9 protein-coding genes are annotated in these 20,462 nt (G+C 66.4%); 6 read left to right on the top strand and 3 right to left on the bottom strand.

Features of this window, described 5'->3' with window-relative positions:
* The first annotated feature begins 42 nt into the window (after positions 1 to 42).
* The 3 genes from AC16DP_RS36805 (at position 43) to AC16DP_RS36795 (ending at position 3,389) form a co-directional block, all read left to right on the top strand.
* Positions 43 to 1,905 carry a putative metal-binding motif-containing protein gene (locus AC16DP_RS36805; protein ID WP_329726186.1) on the top strand — a complete coding sequence of 621 codons (1,863 nt, stop codon included), beginning with the start codon at positions 43 to 45 and terminating at the stop codon, positions 1,903 to 1,905.
* 72 nt (positions 1,906 to 1,977) lie between these two features.
* On the top strand, positions 1,978 to 2,616 hold the full coding sequence (locus AC16DP_RS36800; protein WP_329726187.1) for an ABC transporter ATP-binding protein: 639 nt from the start codon (positions 1,978 to 1,980) through the stop codon (positions 2,614 to 2,616).
* Complete coding sequence (locus AC16DP_RS36795) at positions 2,613 to 3,389, top strand: MlaE family ABC transporter permease (protein ID WP_329726188.1); 777 nt, start codon at positions 2,613 to 2,615, stop codon at positions 3,387 to 3,389. The genes AC16DP_RS36800 and AC16DP_RS36795 overlap by 4 nt, the downstream gene beginning before the upstream one ends.
* A gap of 19 nt (positions 3,390 to 3,408) precedes the next feature.
* On the opposite strand, the gene AC16DP_RS36790 is transcribed toward AC16DP_RS36795, so the two are convergent.
* Both AC16DP_RS36790 and AC16DP_RS36785 read right to left on the bottom strand, forming a co-directional pair.
* A complete protein-coding gene (locus AC16DP_RS36790; protein WP_329726189.1) occupies positions 3,409 to 5,055 on the bottom strand; it encodes a hypothetical protein in 1,647 nt (548 codons plus the stop codon).
* Positions 5,056 to 5,193: 138 nt separating this feature from the next.
* Positions 5,194 to 5,619 carry a DoxX family protein gene (locus AC16DP_RS36785; RefSeq protein ID WP_329726190.1) on the bottom strand — a complete coding sequence of 142 codons (426 nt, stop codon included), beginning with the start codon at positions 5,617 to 5,619 and terminating at the stop codon, positions 5,194 to 5,196.
* Positions 5,620 to 5,734: 115 nt separating this feature from the next.
* On the opposite strand from AC16DP_RS36785, the gene AC16DP_RS36780 reads away from it, so the two are divergent.
* On the top strand, positions 5,735 to 6,433 hold the full coding sequence (locus tag AC16DP_RS36780) for an RNA polymerase sigma factor (protein ID WP_483956942.1): 699 nt from the start codon (positions 5,735 to 5,737) through the stop codon (positions 6,431 to 6,433).
* A 147-nt stretch (positions 6,434 to 6,580) separates the two neighbouring features.
* Here the strand turns inward: AC16DP_RS36780 and AC16DP_RS36775 are convergent, their stop codons facing one another.
* Positions 6,581 to 8,200 (bottom strand): hypothetical protein, encoded by a 1,620-nt coding sequence (locus AC16DP_RS36775; RefSeq protein WP_329726192.1) that lies wholly within the window; start codon positions 8,198 to 8,200, stop codon positions 6,581 to 6,583.
* A gap of 1,142 nt (positions 8,201 to 9,342) precedes the next feature.
* Here AC16DP_RS36775 and AC16DP_RS36770 point away from each other — a divergent pair.
* Entirely contained in the window at positions 9,343 to 19,878 is a 10,536-nt protein-coding gene (locus AC16DP_RS36770; RefSeq protein WP_329726193.1) for a SpvB/TcaC N-terminal domain-containing protein, read from the top strand.
* Between the two features lie 3 nt (positions 19,879 to 19,881).
* A complete protein-coding gene (locus AC16DP_RS36765; protein ID WP_329726194.1) occupies positions 19,882 to 20,409 on the top strand; it encodes a hypothetical protein in 528 nt (175 codons plus the stop codon).
* Positions 20,410 to 20,462 lie beyond the last annotated feature (53 nt).

Below are 20,462 nucleotides of genomic sequence, written 5' to 3'. Positions count from 1 at the left end.
GCGCTGTGCGGCTGTCGCGGGGAGCAGCCCGGGGCGGGCGCCGTGCGTGTGGAAATCTTCTACGCCACGTTCCGCCCGGGATGCCTGACTGTGACGGCACTGGACGAAGCGGATGTGAGCCACACCGAGACGCAGCAGCTGACGGTGGAGGAGCGCAACAGCGACGCCAAGACGGTGGCGGTGTTCCGCAAGGCGGACTGGAGCCGGAGCCTGCAGGTGATCGCGAACGCGCACGAGCGCTCGTGCTCGGGGCCGGTGGTGGCCACGAGCTCGCGGCAGGTGGAAGTCCCCACGAGCGGCGCCACGGCGGTGTACCTGGATCTGCGCGCGGAGGATCTGGACGGAGACGGCTTCGTCTCGGCGAGCGCGACCGGAGGCAAGGGCACGGACTGCGATGACACGGACGCCACCGTGAACCCGAGCGCCTCGGAGATTTGCGACGGCAAGGACAACAACTGCTCCGGCAACGAGGAGGACGTCCCCAGCAAGAATGGCTACTACGTGGACGCGGATGGCGACGGGTACGGCGACCTCTCCCGGGTGGTGAGGGCGTGCGTGCGGCCCGCGGGCACGGTGATGGAGGCCGGGGACTGCGACGACAGCGACCCCGGCGTGCACCCGGGCATGGCCGAGTCGCGCTGCGACGGGCGGGACGAGGACTGCGACGGCACGGCGGACGATGACTTCCGCGTGGGCGCCACGTGCAGGACGGAGCTCGGCTGCACGGGCGCCTGGGCGTGCACGGCGGCGAAGTCCGGAGCGGAGTGCAAGAGCTCGCAGGTGCCGGTGACGTGGTACGCGGACGGAGACGGAGACGGGCTCGCCGGCACGTGGACGGCCCTCGCCTGCGAGGCTGCCGCGGGCGCGAAGTCCACGGTGGAGGATTGCGATGACACCTCGCGCTTCCGCGGCGGCACCGAGGTGTGCGACCGGCTGGACAACGACTGTGACGGCCTCACGGACGAGGGCGGCGTCTGCGCGACGAGCAGCTGGACGACGCGCACGCTGTGGACCACGGCGTGGGAGGCGGTGACGACCTACGCGCTGGGGAAGGCGTGGCTCGCGGGCCCGGGCGGCTGGCTCGCGCACGTGAATGGCCCTTCGGTGACGGACTTCTCGACGGCGTGCGGCACCACGAGCTCCTGGAAGGTGGCGTGGGCCCGGCCGAGCGACGGGCGCGTCTTCGCCGGCACGGCGGAGGGCACCTTCGCCAGCGTCCACCCCTCCACCTCGGGGTGCGTCATGCAGACGGTGAGCGGGGTGCCGGGCACCGTCACCGGCATGGTGGGTTACGAGCGGAGCGGCACCACCACGGTGTACGCGGTGACGAGCACCGGCCATGTGCTGCGCTGGGAGTGGCGGGATCCGGTGAGCACGCCTCCGCCGGTGGTGGTGGCGACGCAGCTGGCGGCGAACCTGCGGAGCATCCACGGCCTGGGCCCGGACACGCTGCTCGCCGTGGGCGCCGAGGACTTCCAACCCGGCGTCGCTCCCCTGCCCCGCGTCTACCGTCTCGACATGGCCTCGGGGCAGTGGATGCGCGAGGAGCTGCCGGCGGACGTGGGCACGGGCTACCTGCACGGCGTGTCCGTGGTGGACGGAGCGCTGGCCTACGCGGTGGGCGAGCACGGCCTGGTGCTCGAGCGCCAGTCGGGGACGTGGCGCAAGCTACCGCCCCCCGGAGGCACGGCGGCGCCGGATCTGCTGGACGTGGCCGCCTTCCACCCCACCGCCGTCTACGTGCTCTCCAACAAGAGCGGCACGTTCCTCCACCGCTTCGACGGCACGGCCTGGAGCGAGCCCTACCCCCAGAGCCAGGTGCTCCAGTCGCTCGACGCCATCAGCCCCCGGGAGCAGTGGGCCGCGGGACAGAACGGCACGCTGGTGCGCTGGGGCGCGCCCTGAGCCCGGGGTGACATGGAGCTGCGCGCGGACAGGCTCTCGGTTCGGCAGGGGGGACGGTCGCTCCTCGAGGAGGTGACCTGCACCCTTCCACCCGGCAGCCGGGTGCTCGTCCTGGGGCACTCGGGCGCGGGCAAGACGACGCTGCTCAAGGCGCTCGCGGGGCTGGTGACGCCCGCCAGCGGACGGGTGCTCTGGAATGGCGAGGACGTGGCCCGCCTGCCGCCCGCCGGCAAGCGCGCGCGCCAGGCGGCGTTCGGCATGGTGTTCCAGACGGATGCCCTCTTCGACTCGCTGACGGTGCGCCGCAACGTGCTGCTGCCCCTGGAGCGGCGGCGGGTGCCTCGCGAGGAGGCGGAGGCACGCGCGGACGAGGTGCTGCGCGCGGTGGGGCTCGCGGAGGCCGCGGACGCCCTGCCCGAGCGGCTCTCCGGAGGCATGCGCAAGCGGGCTGGCATCGCCCGGGCGCTGGCGGCGAGTCCCACGGTGCTGCTGGCGGACGATCCCTTCGCGGGGTTGGATCCGGGCACGGCGCGGCAGGTGGCGCGGGTGCTGCTGGAGGTGGCCGGGAGCGGCTCGCTGGTGGTCGCCGCGCCCGAGGCCCCACCGGAGCTTCCCCTGTCCCGCTGGCTGTACCTGCGGGACGGACGGCTCGTCCACGACGGCCCGCCCGCCCCCGAGCTGGAGACGCAGCCGGACGAGGCGCTCACGTGACGGCGACGCTGACGTGGCTCGGCCAGGAGGCGCTGGGCGCGGTGCGCGGCGTGGGCTCGGTGGCGCTGGTGCTGGCGCGCACGGTGCTGGGGCTGGCGCGGATGGACCGCCACGAGCTGCTGCGCGGGCTGGAGGAGTTCGGCTGGGGCTCGCTGCCACTGGCGCTGGCGACGGCGGCGCTGACGGGGGCGACGGTGGTGGTGCAGACGTCGCTGTACGTGGAGCGCTTCGGGGCGAGGGCCATCCTCGGGTGGGCGGCGGGGTACGCGGTGCTGTGGGAGTTCGGCCCGCTGCTGCTGGGGCTGGTGATGGCGGCGCGGCTGGGAGCGCGCAACGCGGCGGAGCTGGCGACGATGCAGGTGGGCGGGCAGCTCGAGGGCCTGCGCGGGATTGGATTGGATCCCTTCGCGGTGCTGGTGGCGCCGCGCGTGGTGGCGATGACGCTGAGCGTGTCGGCCCTGTCCGCCCTCACCTTCCTGGTGGCGGTGCTCTTCGAGGCGGTGGCGGCCTTCTTCACGCTGAAGCTGCCGGTGCGGGCCTTCTTCGGCAGCTTCGAGCAGATGCTGCACGCGACGGACGTGGTGGGCGGCATGGTGAAGGCGAGTGCCTTCGGACTGGCGATTGCCCTGGTGTCGACGGCGGTGGGACTGAGGGCGCGGGGAGGCGCGCGGGCGGTGGGCCGTGCGGCGGCGGGTGCGGTGGTGCACGGATGTGGCGCCATCTTCCTGCTGGACTTCCTGCTCACCACCACGCTGGCCATGTGGCTGAGCTGAATCCGGCCGGGGCCTGAGCTCAGTGGGCCGGGGTGAGCTTCAGGCGCGAGCCCGTGGCCGCCTCGAAGAACGCCGCCAGTGACCGGGCGATGGCCTCCGCGCGCTGCACGGCGGCCGCATCGGGCGACTTCCCTCGGTGCAGCAGGTAGATGGACAGCGTGAATTCACGCTGGGCCTCGGAGGCCGAGGGGCGGCGAGGCCCCATGGCGGCCACGATCCGCTCCATCGTCACCGGCACCTTCCGGGCCGCCAGCCGCCCCTCACCGAGCTCCTCGATGTCGGTGAGGAGGAAGGTGTCGGGCACCTCCTCGGGTCGGGCCAGTCCCATCGCGTACAAGTCCAACCAGGAGAACCCCGCTGGCGTCAGGTAGGGCTTCTCCTCCCTCATGAAGGTGCCGTCGGCCTCCTCGCGCAAGGAGTGGCCCCCCATCAGGGAGCTCTCCGGATACGGCTGGGAACTGAAGAGAGAGGCCACGGAGTACGCCGCCGGAAGGTGGAGCCCCTCGGGCCAGTGACATTGGCAGTCGTCGCCGAAGAGAGGCCGACGCTCACCGCTCGCCGGCTCCAGCTGCTCGAGCCCCACTCCCCAGCGGTGTGTCAGCTCGTGGGCCAACAACCCCACGGCGAAGGCATGCCCCCCGTATTCCCTCCGCCCGTCCGCCACCACCTCGTCGAAGCGGGACACGCCCACCCAGACGGGCCGCACGGCCACCTGCAGCGCCGAGGAGCCGAAGAACACCCCGGGGCGCGGAGACTTCACCAGGGGCCCCAGGCCCTCCAACGGGTGGTTGATGGCCCCGGTGGACGCCGCCGCCGCGTAGAGGCCGTCGAACCGGAAGTCGGTCATCAGGATGACGAAGTCATCCCGGGCCGGGTGCTGGGAGTAGATGTCCGGGAGGTACGTCGTGGCCTCTCGCGACAGCACGGGATGGTGGAAGACCTCGTAGAGGGTTCCTCCCGCGGCGTCCCCCGCCGAGAGGTCACTCTCCCCGCTGACGCCGTCCCAGGGAGCGGCGCCCGCGAAGAGACCCACGATTCCGTCGAGCTCGGGGACGCTCTGGTACCGGAACTCGATGGTCCCATCCGCGAAGAGCTTCGCCTGGAAGATGCACGCTCCGCGCGGCCCGTAGGAGACGGATCCCTCGGGACGCATGGCCTTCCAGGTCACCTCGAGGCTGTCCGCCTCGTGCTTCACCGCGACCATGCGGGCCCCATATTCGGCCCAGAGGGGGACGATCCACTTCGCCCGACCTTCGCGGACGCGGGCCAGGAGCAGATCGGCGGCGGTCCGCATGCCGCCCTCGGGCCAGAGGGCGCTGGCCGAGATCGCCTCCGCATCCGGGGCCCCGAACGAGAGGCTTCCACTCGGGTTGACGAACAGGCTCTTCCAGGTGGTGCCGCCAAACGGAAAGGCAAAGGGCAGTTCCACCAACCAGGTGCCGAACAACGGCTTGGAGCCAGCGAGGTCCAGCTCGATGGGACCCTCCAGGACGTGGAGGGTGTAGCCTTCGGGTGAGGGCGTGAAGCGCAGTGTGCGCTGCTCCAGGTCGAACGGCCGGGTGTCCTGGAGGATCCACCCGTCCGCGGGAACGGCATGGACCCACCGCGGCTCGTCACCGCAGGCACTGAGCACCGCGAGAAAAAGGGCGCAGACGATTCTTCGCATGAGGCGGACAGGCTACCGCACCGTCGCACCTGTCACGCGGCGGCCGCGGCCAGGACGCGCTCCGCGGGACGGGCGGAGCGGGCCTGTTCTACTGCTTCGCGGCGGATCAGGGCGCGCGTACGGGCCGGGTGACAGGCATCACCCGTGGCCTCGGGCGGGCCTCAGCACCTCGGTCCGGGGCCGTTCCCGCGCGGAAGCGGGCGCTCGCACCTCGGACAGGCGAGCCAGCGTGAAGGCGCCCACCGCCATGACCAGGTCCCTCACCGCGATGTCGAAGTACTTCCCCGTGGTGAGCAGGTTCAGGGCAATGCCCACCAACCACGCCGAGACGATGTAGGCCCCCTCGCGCGTCAGCTTCGACAACACCAGGAGCCCCGCGGCGATCTCGATGATGCCCACCGCGTGCATGAAGGTGCTGGCGGGAATGACCCGGGCAACGAGGGGACTGAGGTACTGCTCCCAGTTCGTCAGCAGGTTGAAGAACTTGTCGAGCCCCGCGACGATTGGCACCACACCCAACGCGAGCTTCAGGGCCCACCAGGACTGATTCAGACGGCTATCCATGTCGATGACCTCTCCTCCGCGAGCAGCACCGTTGCTGCCATGGGATGGGAGTCGCGAGCACGGCGAGAGGTGACACGCCGGGGGGCTGTCACGTCCGGGCCGCCCGCCGCATCTCATGCGTATGGAGACGACGACAGGACAGGCAACCAGACAGGCGGCCATGGGCTCGCCCTCCGATGAGGAGATCGTCCACCGCGTGTGTGCGGGAGAGACAGCACTGTTCGAGGTGCTGATGCGCCGGCACAACGCACGGGTGTACCGGGCCGTGCGCGCGCTGCTGCGGGACGAGGCCGAGGCCGAGGACGTGATGCAGCAGGCCTACGTGCTCGCGTTCACGCACCTGGACCAGTTCAAGGGCAGCGCGAGGTTCTCGACGTGGCTCCTCCGCATCGCGGTGAACGAGGCGCTGCTGCACCTGCGCAAGCGCAGTCGGCTGGTCGCCCTCGATGGAGGTGCGGACGATGCACTGGAGGCTGGCATGAAGCGGTTGGACCGACCCACGCTGGACCCCGAACGGCGGACCGCGGAGCGCGAGCTCGTCCGGCTCCTGGAGACCAGCATCGACGCGCTGCCGGCCTCCTCGCGGATGGTGCTCATGCTGCGGGAGGTGGACGGGCTGTCGACGGCGGAGACCGCCGAGGTGCTCTCGGTGAGCGAGGACGTGGTGAAGACACGGCTGCACCGGGCCCGGGCGCTCCTCCGGGAAGAGTGGGAGAACCGGCTCGGTGGCCAGCTCGAGGAGGTGTTCTCCTTCCTGGCTCCGCGCTGCGACCGCGTGGTGGCCGCGGTGATGTCCCGCCTCGGGGCGCACTGACGGCGGCAGGCGAGATCTTCACCCGGCCTGGAGGCCCGATCACTCCCGATACAGGCCGGGGCGGACAGTTTGCGCGACACCGCCCCCTGCCTGAGAACCGGAGGGGGCGGTGAAGAACGCGAAGTCACAACGCTGGGACAGGGACGCTCAGTAGACCTGCACCTTGCGGAGGGTGGAGGCGTTGAGGCTGCGGCCGTGGGAGTCGCTCAGGGCCGTGGACTGGACGCCCAGGGTGCCCGTCGTCGTCCAGGCCTTGGCGCGCGTCGTGGTGGTGCTGGGCGCGGCGCTGTAGGAGGTGGTGGTGCCGTCACCCCAGCTGAACCGGGAGGAGACGGTGTCGCCGTACGGCCAGCAGGGACGCATGCGCGAGCTGTAGTTCGTGAAGGTGTTGACCGGGGTGCTGGCGGGGCCGAGCAGCGTGGGCCGGAGGGCGGTGGAGCCGCCGCTGATCAGATCCCAGAACTTGATGTGGCGGCGCGAGGTGTTCCACAGGTTCCAGTTGTTCGAGGAACCAAAGGCCGAGGCACGGGCGGTGATGTACAGCTGCCAATCCAGATCGAAGGTGAGCGCGCTGACGGTCTCGTTGATGAAGTCGCCGTCGGCGTCACCGCAGGTATTGCCGTAGTAGCCCCAGAGGTCGCCGTACAGGTAGGGGCGCAGACCCACCTGCGCATAGGCGATGCGCTCGCTGTAGAGGTAGGCGCGCACGGCGACCTGGGCCCACAGCGTGGGGTAGATGCGGCCGGACACGCTGGCCGTCACGGGTTGGGGCGTGGGCGCGCTGCCCAGGTTGTAGTTGGCGTAGCCGCTGCAGCCGCCGGTGTTGCAGGTGTAGTCGAAGCTGCCCGTGGCCGTCTGCTGGCCGTTGTAGGCGAGGGTGCCCGTGACGGTCGCGTTGATGCTCACGCCCAGCTCGATGGGCAGGTTGAAGCCGATGTGCACCGGCAGGGGGCCAATCATGAAGTTGAGCGAGCCCAGGTGCGGCTTGGTGATCTGCCGCTGCCAGTTGAAGGCATAGCTGAGCGAGCCGTTGATGGACGAGTCGTTGCTCACCGAGGCATTGCCCCAGGCGCGCGCATGGCCGAACCGGACCGCGTAGGGGACGCAGACCCAGAAGACCTTGCTGCGCTTGATCTTGATGACCACCTCGCCCGTGGCGCTGCCCGACATGTTGCCCGTGGTGTAGAACGAGCCGGAGAAGCCGCCCCCGAAGTTCGCCGAGGTGTTGATGGGGGTGTTGATGCTGAAGCTCTTGCTGCGGCTGTGGACCTTGTCCGAGCACGAGCCGAAGGGCCCCATGCCCTGGACCTGGCCCTCGTCGACGGGCTCGGCGATCTCCTTGAGGTACGGGGTCAACTCCCCCTTCTCCTCGGCGATGAGGAGCTCGTCGACGATGCGCTTGTCGATCGAGAACACCTTGTCCTCTTCCGTCTTGGCCTCTTCGAACGCGATCCTCACATCCTCCTGGATCGCGATGGGCAGCTTCAGCTTCTCGAAGGCCGCGAGGGACGTCAGGGTGTAGAACTCGCGCGAGTAGGGCTCGGCCTTCTCGTCGTCCACGGGGATGCCGGAGATGAGCTTGAGCTGATAGCCCTCGCCCTCCTCGAGCACCGTCTCCGAGTAGATCTTCGGATCCTCACCGGGATCTTCCTGCTCCTGCGCGAGCGCCTCGGCCCCCGTCAGCAGCGACAGGCCCGCGGCCAGGCACCAGGCAAGGGACTTCCATCCACGGCGCGCGGCCGTGGTGACACGGTAGGAGTGAGTCATGGCATCCATCCTTGAAACGAGACAGGAAACCCGGGGCCGCTCCTGGGAGTTGGGAGCGAAAGCAACTGCGTCCGGCGGGTGGAAAGCCGTGTCTCATGATTGACTTTGGATTTCAAGCCTCACAGACAATCCCTGTTTTGTTGCCTCGGAGGCAACGCAGCCCCCGAAGCAACACGTTGCCTCGGGAGCAACAGCGCGTCTCAAATGACAAGAATATGTGTCTTGGATTGATAGCTGGAGAGACTCAGCTCACCGGCACACCGCACGAACGCCATCCGGGGTGCTGGAAAGGTCCAGATAGGCCCGGCACTCCGCGTCGTTCTCACACCCGGAAAAGGTGCATCGTCCCGCGTGGCACACCTCGAAGGCTGTAGCGTTGCACTCGTTGTCCTTCGTGCAGCCCACGAAGCACGCGCCATTCTCACAACGGCCGCGTGGATCACCGAGCACGAAGCTGCACTCACGATCCGAAGTACAACCAGAAGGCACGCAGGCTCCCGCTTCACAAGCATGGAGTCGCGGACAGTTCTCATTGGTCTTGCACAAAGTCTTGCAAGCTCCCGCGACACAGCGCTCTCCCTCGCCGAGACAGTCCCCCTGGTCCCGGCACTCCACGCACTGGCTCGCCACACAATACGGCGAAGACGTTGACGGACATTCCGAGTCCCTGGCGCAGGCCGGTTCCTTGTCCACGCAGAGCTCACTCACGCATGCGCGATTGCACTGGCAGAGCCTGCGATAGGCATCACAATCATTCGGGTCGGCTTTGCACGCCGCTTCGTAGATGTCGCAGCCCGAAGCGGGAACGAAATCGGCACAACATCCGGCATCATTCTCACACTCGACCCGGTAACACCCCTTGCCTGTCACGCTCAGGTAGGGGCGATCGGGAACACATGTCTCGTTGATGCAGGCGAGACCGAGCTTACAGTCGTTGCGAGCCCGGCAGCTCTCGCCTGCCGTACCGCGTTGAAACGAGGTTTCGCTCGAGCAGCCCGCCAGCAGACCGCCGCTCAGCAAGACCCCGAGAATGAAGATGGACGACACGGTAGGACCCAGGCGCATGATTTCCTCCATTGACAGTATCGATACATATTTGAAATCAAAGCTCTTCACATTGTCACCCCTGCTGGAGAGCCGTGATGCCTACTCACCGAGGTGGATTTTTCACCCCGCTCAAAATTTCCGCGGCTGCGGTGATGTTCCTGGTGACCTCCCTGTCCTGCCAGGGCACGGAGGAGTCCCCCACGGGCGAGACAGGTGAAATCGCCGCGCAGCGGCTCACGCCACGCGCGCTGGAGGCCAGCACGGACCCTGGCGCCTGGGCGCTCTTCGATCGCGACACCGCCATTGGATGGAGACCCTCCGCCAACAGGGGTCATACGGATGTCACGGCCCAGCTGGACGCACGCGCGGAAGTGGCCGCGCTCAAGGTGTTCGGCCCGAGCCCGTACCGTCTCTCGTTGCTCGACGCCCTGGGCCAGCGCATCTCGGGCCCTCATGACCTGACGGCCCTGCCACACGGCTGGTCGGTGCTCCCCCTGCAGGCGCCACAGCGAATGGCGCGCCTCATCCTGAGGTTCGAGCCTTCGCACGAGAACGAAGCGGTGGTCCCCGAAGTGGAGCTCTGGGGCACCTCGGAGGCCCTGCCGCTCGCCTGGGAGCCATCCACTACCTCTGGCGAAGTACCCCCCGCTGCGCTCGCCGACGTGCTCCCCGTCACCCCGGAGAGCGAGAGCCTCAGCCGAGAGCCCACCAGCGGTCTCTCTGGCTGCACCACGCTCTCGTTCCAGCTCGCACGCCACCCCGGCACATACCGGCGCGCCTGGCTGAGCTATCACGCCGAGGGCGTGTTCCGGCCACTGGTCTTGACGCGCGGCATCAACGGCGGACCGCGGATGCTCGGATTCTGGGTGCCGCCCACCGCCGAGGCCTCCGGTGAGGAGGCAAGGACATTCGTTCATCCCATTGACACCGAGCAGCTGCGCTTCGGGCACAACGAGGTCGAGTTCTGCCTGCCCAGCGAAGCCCGCGGCACCATCAAGCTCGGCGCGGTCAAGCTCATGGCCGAGCTGGATCATGGCAGCAATGCCATCGAATCCGCCTCCATCGCACCGTTCGATGCCATTCCCACGCAAGGTGCGATGGCCCTGCTCCGCGAGGGGGGTGAGGCAGTCACGGTCGCGGCGGGCCAGGAGCTGGTCGTCGCCTTCGAGCGGTGGATCTCTCCGGACGTGGTGCGCATCGCCGCTGGGTCGGAGGTAACCTGGTCCCTGCGCTGCGTGGATGCCGACGCGGTGGCGCATGACCTGCCAGCCTCTCGCCTCGAAGTCACCCCGGGCATGACGGAGTATGCCATTGGCGATGCGGGGAGCGTGCGCTGCGCTGGCCTCCGCCTGCGCCCTTCCGCGGATGTCTCGGTCACGCGCCTGCGCGTGTTTGGCTCGGGCGCTGCTCGCCGCATCGACTTTCCACGCATCGTCCTCGCGTCGGCCCGCGAGCACTTCGGGCATGAGGCGTGGGTGGAGGGTTGGGCACGTGCACCCAGTCATGTGAGTGGCGGCGTGCGCGTGAGCATCGACAGCCGGGAGACCGATGGCACCGCGGGAGTGTTCGCCTCCATGCTTCGGCGGACCACGAAGCCCGATGAGGCCTGGCCGGTGACCGTCACCGCCCGCTTCGCCGATGGAAGCACCTTCACGCGTCAGTTCGTGCTCGACCGCGACGCGGGCCTCATGCCTGGGGCCGCAACCCGAGACCCCGTGCTCAATGACGGCCTCACCCAGGAGGAGCGCCGCGCCCGCTATGGCGACGTGGGGCAACTGGCCGAGGCCGAGGTCGCGCCTGGTCAGGCGAAGCGCATCGAGCTCGGCACCCGTGTGTCGGTCGACGTCCCGGCCACCGCCATGAAGGGCCGCAAGCGTGTCTCGCTCAAGCAGCTCGATGCCTCCCAGCTTCCTCCGCTGGATCCAGGTCTCGTCAATGTCACCGCCCCCTTCCGGCGCGCTTACGAGTTCCAGCCGCACGGCGAGACCTTCGACGATGCCCTGAAGGTTTCGTTGCCCTACCAGCCCTCGCTGGTGCCGCCGGGCTATGTGCCCGAGGACATCCAGACCTTCTACTATGACGAAACCCTGAAGCGCTGGGAGCCGCTCGCCCGCGCCGGGGTCGCGCGCGACCGGGAAGTCGTCGAGAGCCTCACCGATCATTTCACCACCATGATCAACGCCATCGTGGTGGCACCCGAGCATCCGCAGATCGCCTCGTTCGATCCCAATCGCCTCAAGGGAATCAAGGCGGCCACGCCCTCGGCGGGCATCCAGCTCATCCAGCCACCGCAGGTGAGCTCCAATGGCGATGCGGCGCTGAACTACCCCCTGGAGCTTCCCCCGGGCCGGCTCGGCGTACAGCCCTCGTTCGCGCTGGGTTATAGCTCCGCGCGCGGCAACGGCTGGATGGGGCTTGGCTGGGACATCGGCCTCTCCGCCATCGAGGCCGAGACCCGCTGGGGTGTTCCCCGCTACGACGCGTCCCTGGAGACCGAGACCTACCTCTTCGATGGGGCCCAACTCTCCCCCACCGCGCACCGAAGCCTGCCGAGCCCGCGCTCCACGGGCGACAAGGTGTTCCACCCCCGCATCGAGGGCTCGTTCCAGCGCATCGTGCGCCATGGCACGGGCCCCAGCCGGTACTGGTGGGAGGTCACCGACCGCAAGGGCACGCGCTACTTCTACGGCGGTACGCCCGAGACAGGCAGAGTCTCCTCGGCATGTCTGACGGACGATGAGGGCAACGTCTTCCGCTGGGCCCTGCGTGAGATTCGCGACACCCACGGGAACCGCGTGCGCTTCGACTACGACACGGTCACCTGGAGCGCACCGGAACAGGTCCCTGGCCGTGACCTGTACCTGTCTTCGGCTCACTACACCCTGCGCGTGGGAGAGACCACGGCGCCCTATCGCGTGGTCTTCCTGCGCGAGCCCGCCTGCACGCCAGAACGCCAGACGGGCTGCCGCCGGGACCTCATCGTGAGCGGCCGCGGTGGTTTCAAGCAGGTCACCAGTGAGCGCCTGAGCCGCGTCGAGGTCCACTACCGCCAGACACTCGTGCGCGCCTGGGATCTCGACTACGACCAGGGGCCTTTCGGCAAGAGCCGGCTGAAGAAGCTCACCCAGTTCGGCGTGAACAACCGGCCCTTCCTGGGCAACGTCCACACCTTCGAGTACTTCGACGAGGTGACCAGGACGAGCACCGTCTATGACGGCTTCGCGCCGGAGCAGGCCTGGAACGCGGGACCGGAGAAGCCCGATACGGGACTCGCTCTGCCGGACGGATTCTACGATGCCATCGGAGAGGCCGATGCCAGCGCCCTGGGTGGGTCGCGGACGCGGTCGTTCGGAGGCCACCTGTACGTCGGCGTCGGCTTCGGCATGACCAAGGGGCTCTCGGTGGGAGCCAAGGTCGGCCGGCGGTCGGACGATACCAAGGGCCGGGTCGTGCTCGCGGACATCAACGGTGACGGACTGGCCGACCGCGTGTTCCGTGGCGCGGGCGGTGGTTATTTCTTCAACCGCAACCAATCCGGCCCCGCGGGCAGCGCCAGCTTCGCGACCTCGGCCGTCCCTGTCGAGGGTCTTCCGGCGCTGTCGCATGAGCGCTCGCTCATGAGCTTGTCCGTCGGCCCCGAGGCGTACTTCACCCCAGGACAGTTCCACGCGAACCTGGCCTTCTCGTCCTCGGAGCAGGACACCTATCTGTCCGACGTCAATGCGGACGGACTGGTGGACCTGGTGCAAGGCTCCGCCGTCTACTTCAACTGGCGGCGCGCGGACGGCCTGCCCCGATTCGTTCCCGGAGACAGCAGTGGCACTCCGGTGCACATCGGCGCGAGTGCAGTGGCCCCTGGTGCGCTGCCCGCATCGCTCGAGGACCCCGAGTTCGAAGCCGAGCTCGACCGCCATGCCCCGCCCGTGGATGTCGTCCGGAGTTGGCAAGCCCCCTACCCGGGGCGTGTACGCATCTCGGGAGAGGTGAGGTTGAGCCGGGCCCAGCGCTCCGGCGGAGATGGTTTCAGAGCCACCATCGAGCATGCCATCGAACCTGAAGGCAACCAGCTCTGGGCGCACGTCTTCGGCCCCGCTGAGACCCGGCCACAGAATCCCAGCGTGGAGGTCGATGTCGCCGCTGGCGAGCGCATCCTGTTCCGGGTCCACGCGCTGGAGAACGAGTGGGATGACCGGGTGAACTGGAGCCCGGTGGTCGAATACATGGGGCTCGCTCCGGACAAGGACGAGAACCGCCTCGACGTCCATCGCTTCGACGCCACAGCCGAGTTCGCGCTCGCTGGACGCGCCAACACCGGCATGAACGTCCCCTATTCCGGCACCATGCGGGTCTCGGGCCGGCTCACCAAGCTGCGCGAGACGTCCGATGACATCACCGTCATGCTCATGGTCGACGGCAAACCGGCGTTCGCCCAGGTACTCCCCCACTCGTCCCGGAGTACCGTCAATCTTGATCAGGCGATCTCGGTCAACGCCCGGAACTTCGTCTCGCTGCGCATCCACTCGGACTCGCCTGTCGATCTGACCGCACTCGCCTTCGAGCCCATCAGCGGCACGGACGGTAAGCCCAGACACGGCCCGTGGATCCGCTACACGAGCGCACGGAACGAGGATGGCCGGGCCGTGCCCGTCGTGGATCACCAAGGGAAGCCCATCTTCGACATCCCGCTGGTCTACGACATGACCACGTATTCGCTGCGCACACCGGTGAGCCCGGCTCCCGCCTTCGTGCCAACGGTCAGCGGAAACTTCCCCCTCGTGGCGACAGTCGACGCGGGCAGCACGCTTCACACGGGCACGGTGACGTTCACGGCGAAGAGCCAGGGGCGCCTGCTTGGAAAGAGGCAGGTCACCATCGACAAGGGCGGCATCCATACGATGAACCTGGATGTGCAGGTGACCGCCAACGAGCCGGTCTTCTTCTCCTTCTCCGTGAGCACCCCGGAACTGTTCGACGCCGTCCGTACCACGGTCTCGAAGGGAATCATCCCGCTCCCGTCCATCCGCTACGGCGTGGAGCGGCCGGGCCGACTCTCTCATGGCTATCGTGGCTGGGCCTACGGTGGCTACAACGGCGGTGAGGCGCGGGGCGAAAAGCCCATTCCGCCAACCGAGCTTGACAAGCCGCCGCCCTTCGACGGCACCGAGACCATCAATGAGGACACGGCCGCCGACATGGCCCGCCGGTTCTCCGAGGAGGGCATGCGAGCGTTCTCGTTGCTGCCCATGGCCGACACATTGCCCTGCCGCTACACCGAGGAGGATCCCTTCGAGTGCAGCCCGGTGCGAGGCGGCCACTGGCAGGGGCCTCATGAGCTCATCTATGTGACCGCGACCGAGATGTCGACCACGCGGCTCGGGGGTCCCCTGCCGCGGCTCCCGAAGCCAGCCCAGCTCGCCGGAACTCCGGCAGTGCCCCGCATCTCCCGCTCGCGCAACACGGCCGTGGGTGGCGGCGCCGGTCCTGCCTCCTTCTCCATGTCCGACGGGAAGTCGCGAGGCCTGCTCGATTACCTCGACATGAACGGTGACGGCTTCCCCGACGTGGTGTCGCCGGAGCGCGTCCAGTACACGTCGCCCCTGGGAGTCCTCGCGGAGCTGCGTGAGGTGCCGAGCCGCGAGCTGCGAATCAACAGCTCCGAAAGCTCGACCTTTGGCATTGGCGGCAACATCTCCAGTGCGATCGCCACCGCGCGCGGTCTGATCGGTGGCGGTGCCGAGAAGACCGGAGGTGGTTCCGCCAGCACCCAGCAGATGCAGCCGGTTGGATTCTCGCTGAGCCTGGGCGCCAGTAAGGGAGACGCCACGTCCGAGGCAGACCTCATGGACGTCAACGGTGACGGGCTGCCTGACCGGGTTTGGAAGGGCGCGGGGACGCTGGATGTGTCGCTGAACCTGGGCTACCGGTTCGCGGCTCGCGAGCCCTGGGGGCAGGCCGTCATCCACGAGGGCGTCACCGAGGAAAAGAACGCGGGCGCCTCCCTGGGCTTCAACGATGGCGTCTACGGGTTCGGCGGAGGCATCAACGGAAGCAACAGCCAATCCGGAGTCAAACCAGGCGGTGGCTCCCTGCTCGATGTCAACGGCGACGGTCTGCTCGATTACGCCACGCAGGATGCCGCTGGGCTGCGGGTGTGGTTCAACCAGGGCCATCGAATCGCCGCGAACCCGGTGATTTGGAGCGGAGGTACCGGCAGCAAGGAGATCTCCGAGAACCAGTCGACCACCCTTGGAGGTGGCGCGTACTTCACCATCAGCATCCCTGTCTTCGTTGGAATCAGCCTCATCATCAACCCGGGCGCGGACTTCGGCGAATCGGTCGGTCGGCCCACGGTCTCCATCCAGGACATCAACGGCGACGGGCATCCTGATCATCTCGTCTCGAGCAACCCGCATGAGATCAAGGTGGCTCGCAATCGCACGGGCCGCACCGACCTCCTGCGCCACGTGAAGCGTCCGCTGGGCGCGGAGTTCTGGCTCGACTACGTGCGCACCGGCAACACGCAGGACATGCCACAGAGCCGCTGGGCCTTGAGCGAGGTCAAGGTCTACGACGGCCAGGCCGACTCCGCCGAGCTTGGCAAGGTCACGGACTACTCGCTTCAGCGTATGCGCTACGAAGGAGGCCGCTACGACCGTTACGAGCGCGAGTTCTACGGCTTCGCCCGGGTCGAGGTCGACACGCTGGATACCCGCGGGTGGAATGGTGTCTCGGATTCGAGCACGCTGCCGGTCTACCGCCGCCAGAAGCTCGAGTTCCGCAACAACGGCTATCACGAGCGCGGTCTCATGGCCGCGTCGCAACTCCTGGGCGGCGACGGCTCCGTCTTCGAACGCGCCACCTACCAGTACGAGCTCCGCGACATCGAGAACGGTCTCGTGCTGACAGCCGAGCAGGCGGCGCGCACCGAGGCGGTGTTCCCGGCGCAGGTGGAGGAGCACCACTACCAGCACGAGGGCGATGCCAAGGCGTTCATCCACACCTTCACCACCCAGGACTACGACAGCTACGGCAACGTCATCTCGCTCCATGACGCGGGAGGGCCTGGAACGAGTGACGACTATCGGGCGGAGATCAAATACACGGGCCGGCTGTCCACCTGCCGTGCGCACCACATCGTGGGAGTGGCCGATAGCATCATCGTGCGAGATGCGGCTGGTACGCTCCTGCGCAAGCGGGAAGCCGATGTCGACTGTGCCAGTGGCACGGGCAACGTGAGACAGATTCGCGTGTCCCTCGACAGTGACACGGCCGCCCACACGGATCTCAGCTACGACACCGATGGCAACCTGAAGAGCGTCACCTCACCGCCCAACCACAACGGCCAGCGCTATCAGCTCCGCTATACCCATGATGATGAGGTGCGGACCCACGTGGTTCGCATCGACGACAGCTTTGGCTACTACTCCACGGCCGGGTATGACCTGCGCTTCGGTGCGCCCACGAGCGAGATCGACATCAATGGCAATCCGGTGCTCACCGAGTATGACGACTTCGGGCGCATCTCGCGTGTTCGTGGGCCTTATGAGATAGAGCGAGGGCTCGATTACACCATCCGTTTCGCGTACCGGCCCGATGCCGTGGTGCCCTATGCCACCAGCGCGAACATGGATGTGTTCCGCAATGTGACCGATCCGATCGAGACGGTGACCTTCGTGGATGGCCTCGGCCGGGCCATCCAGACGAAGAAGGATGGCACTCTGCACCGCGGGGTCGATGCCGCTGCGCAGGATGCCATGATCGTGTCGGGCCGCACGCACCTCGATCCCTGGGGCCGGGTCATCGCGCGGTGGTATCCCACCGAGGAGCCCAAGAGCACGGCGCGAAATCTGTCATTCACCCGGCCGGTGGATACCAGCGCACCGCCTACGCGCATCACCCATGACCTGCTCGACCGCGAACTCCTGGTCGTGATGCCCGATGACGCACGGACGCAGAGGACTTATTCGCTGGGGTCGGCGCTCTCGGGTGGCGGCCTGTGGGCATTGACCACCACGATCGATGCCGAGAACAACCGCCGCGATGCCTGGCGTGACGCGCGCGACAACATCCGCGCAGTGGTCGAGTACCTGGACGGACGGGGGATCACCACGCGCTACGAGTACGATCCGCTCAAGCAAATCCGGCGCGTGCTCGACGCGGCTGGCAATCTCACGCGGTCGGATTACGACCTGGCCGGCCGGAGAACCGACGTAGTCCATCCCGACAGCGGCCACACCGAGATGGCCTATGACGAAGCGGGCAACATCATCCGGCGAATCACAGCCAACCTGCGCCGTGAAGGCGGGGCAATCGAATACCGGTACGACTTCACGCACCTGACCGAGATCCGATACCCGCGCTACCACGACAACGACGTGACCTATGCCTGGGGCGGAGCCTCACTTCGGGATCAGGGTGGCAATCGTGTGGGCCGTATCGTGCGCGTGGACGACAACAGCGGATTCGAGGAGCGGCGCTACGGCGCGCTTGGCGAGACTGTCTACGAGCGGCGCAGCATTGACAGCCGCACCATGGGCAACAGTTCCAACAGCCCAGAGATCTACGTGACGCGGTACATCTACGATACCTGGGGACGGCTGCAGCAGATGGTCTACCCGGATACCGAGGTGCTCACGTACTCATACGACTCAGGCGGGCAGGTTCGCGCGGTCGAAGGCGTGAAGCTGGGAGTCCGGTTCCCCTATGTGACTCGGTTGGAGTACGACCGGTTCGATCAGCGTGAGTTCCTGCAGACAGGTAACGGCATCCGCACGCACTATGGCCATGATGCGCGCAGCCGACGGCTCGCCACCCTCGCAGCCGGGGAGTTCCAACGATTTACGTATAAGTTTGATAAAGTTGGCAACGTCACCAACCTGGTTAACGACGTGCCGCATGCGCGACCAAACGAGTACGGCGGGCGGGTCGAGCAAATCTTCTCCTACGATGACCTGTACCGGCTGACCAGTGCGACCGGTACGTGGTTCCAACCACCGGGCAAGAGCAACGAATACTCGTACGTGCTGCAGTACGACGAAATCCACAAAATCAAGCTAAAGAACCAGCAGCATTGGATCCGCAATCGCAGTGACAGCAAGCCCATTCCGCAGCACAAGACCACCTACGCATGGAATTACGATTACGGCTCCGCCAAGCCGCACGCGGCGACACACATTGGAGACCGGACGTTCTTCTACGATGACAACGGCAACCAGACGGGGTGGGACGATGACCGCAATGGTCAACGCCGGACGATCGTGTGGGACGAGGAGAACCGCGTCCACTCGATCTCCGACAATGGGCGGACCACGCGCTTCGTGTATGATGATGGAGGGGACCGGATCATCAAGACGGGCGCACAAGGCGAAACCGTCTATGTGAATGACAAATGGACCGTGCGGAACCGGTCTGTGGGAACCAAGCACGTCCATGTCGGCACGATGCGCATTGCGTCCAAACTGTCTCCAGGCGATGCACACGTGCGACCGGATGACCATGACCTGGTCTCCATGATGCTCGGCAAGTGGTGGGAGCATCGCTCGGTGAACGGCCATCAGAGTGGCCGCAATGTGGAGAAGAATCCGCATTACGAAGTGCCCAGCGAGATGCCAGATGATGGAATGCCGGATACGAACTTCCTGTACTTCTATCATTCGGATTACATCGGCAGTACGAGTTACGTGACGGATGTGGACGGGGAACTGTATGAGCACATGCAGTACTTTCCGTCTGGCGAGCCCTGGGTGGACCAGCGGTCCAATACCGAGCGATTGCCTCACTTGTTCACCAGCAAGGAACTGGATCAGGAGACCGGGCTTCATTACTTCGGGGCGCGGTATTACGATCCACGAGTGGGGTTGTGGACGAGCACGGATCCGGCATCCTCCGATTACCTTGATGGACAAGCCGGTTTTGGCGGCGTGTACCAACCAGTCAATCTGTCAACGTACGCATACGCTGGTCACAACCCACAGACCTACATCGATCCGGACGGCCGAATCGTCTGGCTGCCCGTACTCGCAGCAGCCTGGGCGATTACGGAAGTGGGACTGGCCGCTTACGATGCCTACAATGCATATCAAACAATCAATGACCCGAACGCCACCACGTTCGACAAGGGAATTGCCGTCGGCGGCGTCCTGCTCTCGGCCCCGCTTCCAGGCGGCGGTTACGGTGCAATTGGCAAACTGGGAAAAGAGGTTGTTGAGGAGACCTTCGAGCAAGGATTCAAGCAAGGCAGCCGCGAGGTCGCCGAGAAGGTTGCAAGCGAAACCAGCCAGTTCATCGACGATGCCGCAAAGAAGGCTGGAAATCGCCGGGGGCCGAAAACGGACCCCAATGCTCCTCACAACGCCAAGATACGAGAAGAGGCCGACCGGCTTGAAACGGAAGGAAATACCATCATTGCCGGGGGGGGCAGAGCAAAGGAGCGACTCATTCCAACGCCGGGAGGCTCCAAGAGCGGCCGGCGGCCGGATATTTTGTATGAGACCCCGGATGGAAAGATCCAAGGTAGAAATATCGGGAAAACCAAGGCGGACGGATCGCCTGTACCGCGAGAAGTGGATGCCCTCAACGACCTTAATGGCCCCGGTGGGGTTCCAACCGACTTCGTTCCTTACGATAGGTAACAAATGACTGATATTTCTATTCAGCTCCATGCGCTACCGGAAGAACTCCTGCCCATCATGAGTGAATGCGCACGAGATTTCAGCCTGCATGTCACGGCATTGAGATTCAAGCCATTCACGGCCACCGCGATCGATGCAGACGTTCTTCATGAGCCCATGCTTGATGGAGGTGTGCGACGAATCGCATTCACGATTACGAAACCATCCCTTCCGGCGGAAACTCTCAATGGGTTTCTCGATCGGAACCCCGATGCCTTGTTGTTGGATCTGGGCCGTCTCAAGGAAAACGGTCTCGGGGAATCATGGCTGACGGCACGCACGTCCAACACGGTGGCGCTCGAAATATGGAAACGGGTAGCGCAGAAGTTCCGAAGCGCAACAAAGGCAGGCGCTATTGCAATCGACCCCAGAACCGGAGCCACATCGAAACTCAAGGCGCATCGCTACTCCGAAGGAGCCAGAGCACTCCAGTCAAAAGGAGTGGTGATGCTTCCGGTAGCGGGAAGCTCCATTATTAAATTACCTGATTGAAAACAGCCCAAGCTCGCCGAAAAGCCGTATAATGCGGCTCCGCGCTTGGGCAC

The organism is Archangium sp. (genome assembly GCF_057119385.1).
This window is presented reverse-complemented; position numbering and strand designations above follow the sequence as displayed.

Bases quoted from the DNA above. Each gene is read 5' to 3' on its own strand.
- AC16DP_RS36790 (WP_329726189.1), bottom strand. From the start codon at position 5,055: ATGCGAAGAATCGTCTGCGCCCTTTTTCTCGCGGTGCTCAGTGCCTGC.
- AC16DP_RS36785 (WP_329726190.1), bottom strand. From the start codon at position 5,619: ATGGATAGCCGTCTGAATCAGTCCTGGTGGGCCCTGAAGCTCGCGTTG.
- AC16DP_RS36780 (WP_483956942.1), top strand. From the start codon at position 5,735: ATGCGTATGGAGACGACGACAGGACAGGCAACCAGACAGGCGGCCATG.
- AC16DP_RS36775 (WP_329726192.1), bottom strand. From the start codon at position 8,200: ATGACTCACTCCTACCGTGTCACCACGGCCGCGCGCCGTGGATGGAAG.
- AC16DP_RS36770 (WP_329726193.1), top strand. From the start codon at position 9,343: ATGCCTACTCACCGAGGTGGATTTTTCACCCCGCTCAAAATTTCCGCG.
- AC16DP_RS36765 (WP_329726194.1), top strand. From the start codon at position 19,882: ATGACTGATATTTCTATTCAGCTCCATGCGCTACCGGAAGAACTCCTG.